Genomic DNA, 12,118 nt, shown 5'->3' on the forward strand with positions numbered 1-12,118 from the left:
TTTTTTCTGCTTGTCTCATTTGTTATAATTATAATTTTTCAGGTATTAGTTTTACAGAAATTATATAAATAGTAATGAAACAATTATTCTTTTTCCTTTTTACGGTGTTAACCGCTTTTACCGTAAATGCACAATTTCCCGGTATGCCGGGAGGCGCTAATGCCAAAGCTATTCCTAACATGGGCCATGTATTTGGTAAAATTGTAGATACTGCAGGCAAGCCTATTGCTGATGTATCTGTAGTGTTACTTCAAAATAAATATGACAGTGTTGCTAAAAAGAAAAAAGATGTATTGCTTAAAGCATTTATTACCAAGGCCAATGGGGAATTTAATTTTGAAGAATTACCCATGTTTGGTATGCTTAAAATGAAAATTACCGCTACCGGTTATTTAGCCTTAGACCAAACTATTTCCTTTATGCCTAAAATGGACCCTACGGCTGCAAAACCAGCCGGTGGGCCTCCTGCAGGTGGTGATATGTCTGCCATGATGGGAGGAATGTCCTTAGCAGAAAAAGACCTTGGAAAAATTAAATTAAAAAGCGATGCTAAAGAACTTGCAGGTGTTACCGTTAAATCTACAACGCCTTTAATGCGTTTGGATATTGATAAAAAAGTATTTAACGTAGAAAAGAATATTGTAAGTGCAGGTGGAACAGCATTGGATGTGATGCGCAATGTACCATCGGTGAATGTAGATATTGATGGTAATGTTTCAATTCGTAATAGCAGTCCTACCATTTTTATTGATGGCAGGCCTACAACACTTACATTGGAACAAATTCCCGCCGATGCAATTGAAAGTGTAGAGGTAATTACCAATCCATCAGCCAAATACGATGCATCTGGCGGTGGCGCAGGTATTTTAAATATTGTGCTGAAGAAAAACCGCAAAACCGGTTATAATGGTAATGTGAGGGTGGGGGTTGATAAATGGGGCGCCATGAATGGTGGTGGTGATTTTAGTGTACGTCAGGGAAAACTAAACCTGTCTGCCAGTATGATGTTTAACCAAAACCGCGGCCGCACTTATGGTACAACAGACAGGGTGAATTTATTAGATACACCAGAAACTTCGGTTACACAGGATAACTTTAATAAAACCAAGGGCGGCTTTATGTTTGGTAAACTTGGCCTGGATTATTTTATAACCAATAAAACCACCTTATCATTATCAGGTATAAGGGTACATGGTGAGTTTGATCCTAATGAAATTATTGATATTACCTCTGATAGTTTATTTAACAGTGGTAAAATTTCTACTTACAGCGAAAGGTTAACTACTGGTCACCGCCAGTTTGATGGTAAAGGGCTGGTGTTTGGCATGAAACAATTGTTTACCAAAACCGGGGAGGAGTTAACTGCTGATATCAACTATTTTGGCGGTAAAAACGTAAACAATTCTTTGTATACCACCAATTATTTAACCACTACACATGGTACAATTGTGGGTACCGATTTACAAAAAGTACTTGGAGATGGCAGCGATAAAAACTTTACTTTTCAAACAGATTATACAAAGCCATTTGCCAAAAATGCAAAATTGGAAACAGGTGCACGTGTAGCGATACGCAGCCGTACCAATAACCAATACAATTATGTTTTTGACAAAACTGCAGATGAGTATGTATTAGTACCTTCTGCCACCAGCAATTACAAAAACACAGATAATGTGTATGCGGCCTATGCAACTGTATCCAGTTCTATTAAAGACTTTGGCTATAAACTAGGTTTACGGGCTGAGAGTTCTAATTACGATGGCACACTTACCAATACAGGCGTAAAGTTTAGTAATAATTACCCTATTAGTTTATTTCCATCTGTATTCTTAAGCCAGAAGTTAAAAAATAAACAGGAGTTACAGGTAAGTTATACCAGACGTATTAACAGACCTAACTTTTTCCAAACCATTCCATTTATTGATTATACTGATAAGCTGAATATTACCAAAGGCAACCCCGATCTGGTACCGGAATTTACCCAGTCTTACGAAATGTCTTACCTCAAAACCTTTAAAGGCAATAACACCTTTTTAGCTTCAGTTTATTACAGGCATAAAACAAATTTAATTACCCGTTATTTAAATCAGGAAACGGATCCTTTAACCGGAAGCGATATTTTGGTGAATACCTATATAAACGCCAATTCAAGTTATGCAGCGGGTGCAGAATTAACTTCCACCAACTACTTAACTAAGTGGTGGGATATTTCTACCAACGTAAATATTTACAACTCAAAAATTAACACCGATAATATCAACGGTACCTCACAGGATGCTTTGTGGAGCTGGTTTGGCAAGTTCAACAGTAACTTTAAACTGCCTGCTAAGTTTACCATGCAGTTAACCGCCATTTACCAGTCAAAATCTAATTTACCTGCCAATACAGGTGGCGGTGGTATGGGCGGACCTCCGGGTTTTGGTCAGGCACAAAGTGCTTCTCAGGGGTATATAAAAGCGTATTGGGGTATGGATATTGCCATCAAAAAAACCTTTCTTAAAAACGATGTGGCTTCCGTATCACTTAGTGTAAATGATATCTTTAAAACACGTTATACCAACCAGTTTTCTCAAAGCGAATACTTTATTCAAAACTATAACCGTATTCGCGACCCACAAATGTTTCGTTTAAATTTCTCCTACCGTTTTGGCAAAATGGATGTGAATTTATTCAAACGTAAAAACATGAATAGCTCTGGTACACAGGATGCTATGCAGGGCATGCAATAGTACAAGTTTTGAGCCCAGCGCAATAGCAAATGGCATCGTCACTTGCGTCGCACACTGCAGGGTTCGGGGCCATGTTCAAAAAAAGCCGTTATTAACTCAGGGTTTCTTATAAAAAAACACCGCTTTTGCGGTGTTTTTTTGTGTGCATTACTGCTTGGTGTAAAGAGCATATATTCCCAATTTAAAACCTATATTAGCAAAACATATGATACTAATATCAATGCGGATTAATGAAAAGAACCAGTAATTTATTACCTGATTGGATTGCATCCCAATTCAAGAATCAATTGCAATATGGTGCAATAAAACCCACTGATGATAATGCTTTCAGCTATTTTTTATTTACCTGTGTTCCTCAAATTTTTGAAGCATATGCGATAGTGCTTCATCCTTTTTGGATAAATTGGGATGCCAAAGAAAAAGTTGATGCAGGAGTTGTAATTGCAGAGTATGAAATGGATGACAATGATTTCAAAAGCCTTACATGGCAAGCGTTTTTTAGCTTAAATAAAAAAAATTTTGAGTTAAGTACAGCCTATAAAACCCATATTGAAATTAATAAAGAACTCTTGTTAAAACCATGGCCAGATTATTTTTGGTTCCCAGGTTCAGGGGATTGCGAAACTGAGGCACTGCAATATATTTTAAGTGAGATTAAAAATCTTTATGGAGACTTGTTGATTAACTGTTATTTTGAATTGATAAAAACAGTAAAAATTGAAACTGATATCATCTATCGCGGCCTTATTACTACATTTGGTGACCTTCCAAATAAAACAGATATTAAAAATACCCCTTCTGTAATTTATCCAGATTGTAAGGAATGGATTATTGTGTCCGATTACGATTTGCCATTTACTTTTATTGGAGGAACAAAAGAATTAATAAATCGAATTATTCAAAAAAAGGAGTTGGATATTTTTGAAATTATACAAACGTTTTAAGGCAATTTAAAATGATAATTTCATACCAGATAAAACATGCTGGGTATAAACAAAAACGCAATAGAAGTAAATCAATAAAGTACTCAGAAATTTATGCAAACAATAAAAGCGGTTATTTTTGATTTGGATGGAACCATTGCCAATACATTGCCACTTTGTGTGGCAGCTTTCAGGCAGGCAGTAGAACCACTTGTACAACATACTCTCAGCGATGAGGAAATTATGGCCACATTTGGGCCATCAGAAGAAGGTACCATCATGGCATTGGCACCGCAACATTATGAAAAAGGTATTGCAGATTATTTACGTTTGTATGAAGAAATGCATACCCTGTGCCCTACAGCTTTTGAGGGGATACCAACAATTTTATCTACCCTGCAATCAAGGCCAATACGCATAGCCATGGTTACTGGTAAAGGAAAATATAGCACTGCCATTTCTTTGCAACAATTTGCACTAACCCATTATTTTGAATTTATTGAAACAGGAAATGCCGCAGGCCCTTGCAAACCTGCAGGTATTGAGAAAATTACCCAATTATTGTCACCAATACCCAAAGAACAAATTATTTATGTGGGTGATGCCCCCAGCGATATTATTGCCAGTAGAAAAGTAGGTATACCAGTAGTTGCAGCTGCCTGGGCAGGCACAGCAGAGCCAGAAAAATTATTAGCGCTTGAGCCGGATGAATTGTTTTATTCTATAGCAGATTTTGCCAATTGGTTGTATGCAAGAATTTAGTTTGCCTACAATAAATACAGTTTCCATTATGCCCATTATTTTAAGCTGCCCACAGCCCAGAACGTACAAGAGTGCGACGCAAGTAAAGTTGAATAAAGTGCTTTACTCTGGCTATTAGTACTTAATCTCCACAATCTATCACCTCGGTTAGTTGCGGTAGTTCTTCCTCATTAAAAATACGGGAGTGGATAATGAAACGCAGACCCATGGGGATTTCTAAAGAAAAACTGGAGCCCCGCCCTTTGGTAATATCAAGCGTTAGCTGGCAGTATTGCCAATAAGCAAACTGATCTTTGGCCATATAAAAACTACAATCTTCAACCTCGCCAATACACACATCGCTGCCGCCGGTTTTAAAGTCGCCTTTTTCAAAACACATGGGTTGCGAACCATCGCAACAACCGCCACTTTGGTGAAACATTAATGGGCCAAAACGTTGTTTTAATTGCGCCACAACATCGGCCGCTGCCGGGGTGATAACTACTCTGGGTATCATATGTAAAAAAGTTAAAAAACCTTCGCACTAATGTACGAAGGTTTTGAAGTGTATGTATACAATTGCGGGTTAAAAGAAACCCAGTTTGTTCTTGTCGTAAGAAATAAGCATGTTTTTGGTTTGGCGGTAATGACTCAACATCATTTTATGTGTTTCACGTCCAAAACCAGATTTTTTATACCCGCCAAATGGAGCATGTGCAGGGTAAGCATGGTAAGAATTTACCCAAACACGGCCGGCTTTTATAGCACGTGGTACCTGATATAATTCATGTGCATCCCTTGTCCAAACACCGGCACCTAAACCATAAAGTGTGTCGTTGGCAATGGCAATGGCTTCTTCGGTAGTTTTAAATGTGGTAACGCAAACTACCGGGCCAAAAATTTCTTCCTGAAATACACGCATTTTATTATGGCCCTTAATAATGGTTGGTTGAATATAGTAACCCTTTTCTACTTCGCCTTCCATGGTAGAAACACCGCCACCGCACAATACTTCTGCACCTTCCTGTCTGCCAATATCAATATACGATAATATTTTCTCGTATTGGTCGTTTGATGCCTGTGCGCCCATCATGGTGTTGCCATCAAGTGGGTGGCCCATTTTAATGGCTTTGGTGCGCTCAATAACACGCTCAATAAATTTATCGTAAATGTTTTCGTGTACCAATAAACGGGATGGACAGGTACAAACCTCACCCTGGTTTAAGGCAAACAATACAGCGCCTTCAACTGCTTTGTCAAAAAATGCATCATCTTCCGCACCCACTGATTCAAAGAAGATATTTGGCGATTTACCACCCAACTCCATAGTAACAGGTATCAGGTTTTCTGAGGCATATTGCATAATTAACCGGCCGGTAGTAGTTTCACCGGTGAATGCTACTTTAGCTACCCGTGATGAGGTGGCCAGTGGCTTGCCTGCTTCGGGGCCAAAACCTGTTACCACATTTAATACACCCGCAGGTAAAATATCAGCAATTAACTCCATCAGGCAAATGATAGAAGTAGGGGTTTGTTCAGCTGGTTTTACCACGGTACAGCAGCCTGCGGCCAATGCCGGTGCTATTTTCCAGGTAGCCATTAATAATGGAAAATTCCATGGAATAATTTGCCCAACAACACCTAATGGCTCTTGCAGGTTAATACTAACGGTATTGGCATCCAGCTCAGAAACCGTACTTTCATCTGCGCGTATAACACCAGCAAAATAGCGGAAATGGTCAACACATAAAGGTAAATCTGCTGCACGTGTTTCGCGGATGGCTTTACCATTGTCAATAGTTTCTACAATGGCCAGGTATTCCAGGTTATCCTCAATTACCTGTGCAATTCTTAACAGGATATTGCTACGAAAAGCAGCAGAGGAATTACTCCATGAAGGAAAAGCGGCATAAGCGGCATCTAATGCCAGCTCAATGTCTTCTTTGCCCGAACGGGCGGCTTTGGTAAATACTTTGCCATCAATGGGGGAGAGGTTATCAAAATATTCACCCTTTACAGGTGGTACAAATTTGCCACCAATAAAATTGTCGTACTTGTCTTTAAAAGACGGCCTTTGTGCAATCGTTGTCATGTTTTTTATTTGTTTGTAAATAAGAGCAACAAGTTTGAATGATTTTGGAAGAAATAATAGCAGAATCGACTCAATTAATAGCATAATATTCTCATTTTAGTTATAGGTATTTGTGCTAATTTCATTCCTTAACGAATAATTGCCATTGCATGCCAAAAAGGTATCCTTTAAATACTTTTGCCATCTCTCCGGAGAAATCATTAAAAACATTGGTGGAAAACCGCAATGCCTATACACTGGCTAATTGCGAACTAAATATTTATGAAACCCACCAGCACTCTACATTGGTGCCACTTACCTTTACCGATTTTGTGGTTACCAGCATGCTGCGCGGGAAAAAAATTATGCATCTTTTTGATAAGCCAGGTTTTGATTACATACCCGGCGAAACAGTTTTGGTGCCGGCTTATGTAACCATGCAAATTGACTTCCCCGAAGCCTCTGCACAAACACCTACCCAATGCATTGCACTAACTATAGATAATAATAAAATACAGCAAACCTTACAGTTTTTAAATGAGCGCTATCCCAGAAGTTCCACTGAATACTGGCAATTTCATAGCAACCATTATCATTTTTTAAACAATATTGAACTGGCCCAAACAATCAATAAACTCACTTCTATTTGTAGCGATTCTGGCATTGGGAAAGATATCCTTGCCGATCTGGCTTTGCAGGAACTTATTGTTCGGATTATACAAACCCAACACCTTAGCCTAGCCGATGAAGCCGATATAAATTCCAATAACCCGCTTTCATTTATTACGGGTTATATAAAAGCCAATATCAACGAGAAAATAGAAGTAGCCCATTTAAGTGCACAGGCTTGTATGAGCAAAGCCACTTTTTACCGCATGTTTAAAAGAGAATATGGCATCAGTCCTTTGGAATATATTGCGCAGGAACGCATAAAAAAAGCCAAAAACCTGCTTAAAAACCCATATATGAGCGTTACCGCAGTATGCTATGAATGTGGTTTTAGCGATCTAAATTATTTTGTACGGATGTTTAAGTCTATAGAAGGTATAACCCCCAAACAATACCAGTTAAATAATTTGCCACAGCAGTTTTAATTGTATGTACCCGGCTGTTTAGCAAATGGTATCGCCGCTTGCGTCGCACTCTTGTGCTTTCTGTTTTTATGGCAGCATAGCTTTATAAGAATAACAATAGATTTACTGGCTTTTGTTATTACATTGCCACTCAAAATGTTTCAATTTTCATCGTCAAAATCCGGCATATGCAAGAACCTGTTTTAGAAGTTAGTAATGTTTCTATACAACTGGCAGGGCAAACAATACTCAATAAGGTTTCTTTTAATGTTTACCCGCAGCAATGTGTTGCTATTGTGGGTGCAGGTGGCAGTGGCAAGACAACGCTGTTGCAGGCCCTTGCAGGTAAATTGGTACACCAGGGCAATATCAGCTTTACACCAGTAAACCATCAGCAGCCAAACATTGTATATTTAGCCGCACAACATAAGTTTAAAAATCTTTCTAATACTGATACTTTTTATTATCAGCAACGATTTAATTCCGAACATTCCGATGATGCCATAACCCTACTCGAGGCATTACAGCAAATAACTACAGATTCAGGTGCTATTTCAACAATTGCATCGCAACTGGGTTTACAATCATTATTAAATACCCGCTTAATACAATTATCCAATGGTGAACATAAAAAACTACAATTAGCTGAAGCGCTTTTGCGAAAAGCAAACTGGCTTTTATTGGATAGTCCTTTTACCGGATTAGACACTACAGCAAGACAGGTACTAAATACCATTCTTTTACAATTAAGTCAACAGGGTACCGGTATTATTTATGCCTGTAGTAACAGCGAATGGCCGGATTGCATTACCCACGTAGCATTTTTAAAAAATGGCATACTAGCAACACCGGTATTAAAGGAAGATATTACAAAAGAGCAATTATCTGATACTTTACAATCAAATCAAATTAATCGTTTTCAATGGCAACATTTGCCCGATGTGTATAAAAGCCCAACAGCAGATTTTGAAATTGCGGTTAAAATGGTGAATGTCAATATCAGTTATCATCACAAGCCCATACTGCAACAAATTAACTGCCAGGTAAATAAGGGCGAATGCTGGCAAATAAGCGGGCCCAATGGTTCGGGAAAATCAACTCTAATCAGTTTAATCAATGGAGATAATCCGCAGGCATTTGCGAATGAAATTTATTTATTCGATAAGCGAAAGGGCAGGGGAGAGACCATCTGGGAAATAAAACAAAAAACGGGTTATGTATCTCCTGAAATGCATCAATATTTTGCCTACGATCTCACTTGTTTTCAGGTGGTTGCTTCAGGTATTTTTGATACCATTGGCTTGTTTAGAAAATTGGAGGAAACGCAAACTCATTTGGTACAACAATGGTTTGAAATAACAGGATTAACCTACTTGCAGAATAAATTATTTGGGTTTTTATCAAATGGCCAGCAAAGACTAATATTATTAATAAGGGCGCTAATAAAAAATCCACCACTACTTATATTAGATGAACCCTGCCAGGGAATTGACAGTGCCACTGCGCAAACCTATATTCAATTGGTAAACGATATTTGTTTAAAGTATAATAAAACGCTTATTTATGTAAGTCATTATCAGCATGAATTACCTGAATGTATTACCCATGTGCTTCAACTGGAACATGGGCGTATAGTAAATACAGCCATCACCGGTAAGCAATAAACAATTGGGTATACAATTACTCAGCTGCCATTTGAAGTATTACTGTAAATGTACTACCTGCCCCATAATCGCTTTCAACGAGAATTTGTCCACCCTGTGCTTCTATAAATTCTTTGCAAATAGCCAAACCTAAACCGGTACCTCCTTTCTTACTTCCCGGTACCTGAAAATACCGGTCAAATAATTTTTCCAGGTATTGCGGTGGTATACCATTCCCGGTATCTTTTACGGCAAAATGTACCCATTTATTTACTACAGAAATGTCAATATTAATAACGGCATTTTCATAGGAATACCGGATGGCATTTGAAATAAGATTGGTTAATACCCAGGTGGTTTTATCTGTATCTGCCAAAACTTTTGGCAGATTGTGTTTTGCATTTAGTTGTATGGAAATTTTTTTTTGTTCAGCCTGCATTTTATTGGCATCAATGGCATATTGCACAATGTTTGTTGCTATGGCCGGCTCAACTGATAGTTGAATATTACCTGTTTCCGCCTGAGTCATATGCAAGAGCTCACCTGTGATTTTTAATAACCGGTTGGTGTCATCGGTTATACTGTTTACCAAATGTTTTTGTTCCTCATTTAAATGACCAATTTGATCATTTTCCAATAACTGCAGGCTCATTTTTATAGAAGCAATAGGTGTTTTAAATTCATGAGAAACTGTGGCTATAAATTTTGTCTTTGCAAAATCCAGCTCTTTGTAACTGGTTACATTTCTTAAAATAATTACTGTACCCATGCTTTTAAGCATTGATTCGCCCGTTGGTATTATACTAATAGTATGGGTTTCTTTTTCAAAATAACTTTCCTTGCCATCGGCATAAATGGATATGGTTGGCTTTTGCGGTAAGGTATTTTCCCTGTTTCCCGCAACAGGCATAAGGTCTTGGATAAGGGATCTTATCAGGTCGTTACTTACCGATAATTCTACAGCCGATTTGCCAATAATTTGCTGTTGCCTTAACCCTATTATTTTTGCAGCTTCCTCATTTGCAAAAATCATTTTTTTGTTTTCATCTAAACCAACAACAGGGTCGTGCATATTATTAATCAAGGTTTCAATGCGTTTTTTCTCCATCATTAATATGGCCAGATTGCTGTGATTGTATTCTTCCAGCTTTTGTGCCATTGTATTAAACGATAATGCCAGGTCGCCAAATTCGTCATGTGTTTCAAAATGTACGCGGCTTGAATAATTTCCGGCTGCAATTTGCTTTATGCTTTCTGTGAGTTCTTTAATGGGATTGGCTATGGTAGCAGGTAGGTTTATAAGCAGCGTAAATGCAATTAAGAAGCAAATACAGCCGCAAAGAGCAATCCAGAAAGTAGCTGTTTCTGCTGTGTGTTTGGCCATTTCACTTTTAAGTTGCAATGCCTGCATATTCATATCTATTAAGGTAAAAATAGACGAACGTATAAAGGGCAGCATGGCACTGTCTTGTTGATTGGAAAGCCATTCGGCAAATGAATTACTAAGCTGATCAGTTATTTCTTTTTCTCCTTTCTCGGTAATATTGTGTTGTTGTTTGTAAAGATTATCAATAAAAGGTTTGTGCAAACTATCGGTTTTATCTTCCAGGTTTATCAGCATATTTCTGCAATACTCCATTGAGTTATAATTGGCAGTAAGTATGTTTTCCGTGTCTGCCTTTAATGCATTAATATAGGCGGTACTAACAATACCCAATATAAGTATCAGGCTAAACAATACACCAATTCCCAGGTTTAATTTTGCTTTGATGTTCATTTAAGAAAGTATTACAAGATCAATATGACTTGAAGATAGTTTTTTAAGTAATTCTTTAAATACATTGGTTGCCAATATTATGTTGAAGAGGTTTAAATGCGGTTTCCCAACACATATTGTAGTTATATTCTTCAACTCAGCCTGTTCAATAATGGCTTTGGCTACACGTTTATTGGCTACTTTAATTATTTCTGCACCCAGCTGTGTGGCCAGTTTAAAGTTATTAATCAGGTGCCTTTGTTTATCCAATGCAATTTTATCGCTGCTCTCATCAGGTGTTTGTACATATAACACATACCAGTTACTGTTATAATAATTAGCAAGCCTGGCAGTTTTTCTTATTACTGTTTTTGCTGTGGCGTCATTAGAGCTTATACAGGCTAAAAAATGTTCGTGCTTTACTGCATGTATTTTGGTAATTTCTGTTTCTACTTTTCGCACTACCTGCGAGGCTACTTCTTTTAGCGCCAGCTCTCGTAGTTGCAGAATATGATCGCTTTTAAAAAAATTTTGCAGCGCCATTTCTATTTTGGCAGCATCGTAAATATGGCCTTCTTTAAGCCTGGTAATCAGTTCATCTGCCGTAAGATCTATATTTACCACTTCATCCGCTTGTGCTATTACGCTATCAGGAATTCGTTCCTTTACTTCTATACCGGTTATGTTTTTTACTTCCTGGTTAAGGCTTTCAATATGCTGAATGTTAACCGCACTAATCACATTAATACCAGCTTCTAAAATTTCCATTACATCCTGCCAGCGCTTTTCGTTTTTGCTGCCTTCAATATTGGTATGTGCCAGCTCATCTATAATCACCACTTCGGGTCTTAAATTTATTACGGCGGGTACGTCCAATTCGTCTAATGATTTTCCCTTGTAAAACAAATGTCTCCTCGGTATTACAGGCAAACCATCTAATAGGGCATGTGTTTCTTTGCGGTTATGGGTTTCAATATAGCCAATCTTAATATCTATACCATTACGCAACAGCGCATGTGCTTCCTGCAGCATGCGATAGGTTTTACCCACACCCGCACTCATGCCTATATAGATCTTAAATTTTCCGCGCCTCGATTTTTTTATCAGGTCCAGAAATTTTTGTGCTGTTTGATCCTTATCCATTGGGATGCATTAATATGATTTATTGCTTTTATATTGGCC

At 37.9% G+C, this 12,118-nt stretch carries 9 protein-coding genes; 5 read left to right on the forward strand and 4 right to left on the reverse strand.

Going from position 1 to position 12,118, the window contains the following annotated elements; genetic code table 11:
- Positions 1-74: 74 nt before the first annotated feature.
- The 3 genes from GD597_RS02345 (at position 75) to GD597_RS02355 (ending at position 4,414) form a co-directional block, all read left to right on the forward strand.
- Positions 75-2,729 (forward strand): TonB-dependent receptor, encoded by a 2,655-nt coding sequence (locus tag GD597_RS02345; protein ID WP_171606204.1) that lies wholly within the window; start codon positions 75-77, stop codon positions 2,727-2,729.
- Between the two features lie 230 nt (positions 2,730-2,959).
- A complete protein-coding gene (locus GD597_RS02350) occupies positions 2,960-3,673 on the forward strand; it encodes a hypothetical protein (protein ID WP_171606205.1) in 714 nt (237 codons plus the stop codon).
- A 93-nt stretch (positions 3,674-3,766) separates the two neighbouring features.
- Positions 3,767-4,414, forward strand: a complete 648-nt coding sequence (locus tag GD597_RS02355) for an HAD family hydrolase (RefSeq protein WP_171606206.1) — start codon at positions 3,767-3,769, stop codon at positions 4,412-4,414.
- Positions 4,415-4,535: 121 nt separating this feature from the next.
- On the opposite strand, the gene GD597_RS02360 is transcribed toward GD597_RS02355, so the two are convergent.
- On the reverse strand, positions 4,536-4,910 hold the full coding sequence (locus GD597_RS02360; RefSeq protein ID WP_171606207.1) for a DUF779 domain-containing protein: 375 nt from the start codon (positions 4,908-4,910) through the stop codon (positions 4,536-4,538).
- A gap of 69 nt (positions 4,911-4,979) precedes the next feature.
- Positions 4,980-6,485 carry an aldehyde dehydrogenase family protein gene (locus tag GD597_RS02365; protein ID WP_171606208.1) on the reverse strand — a complete coding sequence of 502 codons (1,506 nt, stop codon included), beginning with the start codon at positions 6,483-6,485 and terminating at the stop codon, positions 4,980-4,982.
- A 149-nt stretch (positions 6,486-6,634) separates the two neighbouring features.
- Here GD597_RS02365 and GD597_RS02370 point away from each other — a divergent pair, with 149 nt between their 5' ends.
- Both GD597_RS02370 and GD597_RS02375 read left to right on the forward strand, forming a co-directional pair.
- Entirely contained in the window at positions 6,635-7,558 is a 924-nt protein-coding gene (locus tag GD597_RS02370; protein WP_171606209.1) for an AraC family transcriptional regulator, read from the forward strand.
- A 167-nt stretch (positions 7,559-7,725) separates the two neighbouring features.
- Positions 7,726-9,201, forward strand: a complete 1,476-nt coding sequence (locus GD597_RS02375; protein WP_171606210.1) for an ATP-binding cassette domain-containing protein — start codon at positions 7,726-7,728, stop codon at positions 9,199-9,201.
- Positions 9,202-9,217: 16 nt separating this feature from the next.
- Here the strand turns inward: GD597_RS02375 and GD597_RS02380 are convergent, their stop codons facing one another.
- Both GD597_RS02380 and GD597_RS02385 read right to left on the reverse strand, forming a co-directional pair.
- Positions 9,218-10,957, reverse strand: coding sequence for an ATP-binding protein (locus GD597_RS02380; protein WP_171606211.1), 1,740 nt, complete (start codon positions 10,955-10,957; stop codon positions 9,218-9,220).
- Positions 10,958-12,079 (reverse strand): sensor protein KdpD, encoded by a 1,122-nt coding sequence (locus GD597_RS02385; RefSeq protein ID WP_171606212.1) that lies wholly within the window; start codon positions 12,077-12,079, stop codon positions 10,958-10,960.
- Between the last annotated feature and the right edge of the window lie 39 nt (positions 12,080-12,118).

The organism is Limnovirga soli, assembly GCF_013106755.1.
Taxonomy (GTDB): Bacteria; Bacteroidota; Bacteroidia; order Chitinophagales; family Chitinophagaceae; genus Limnovirga; species Limnovirga soli.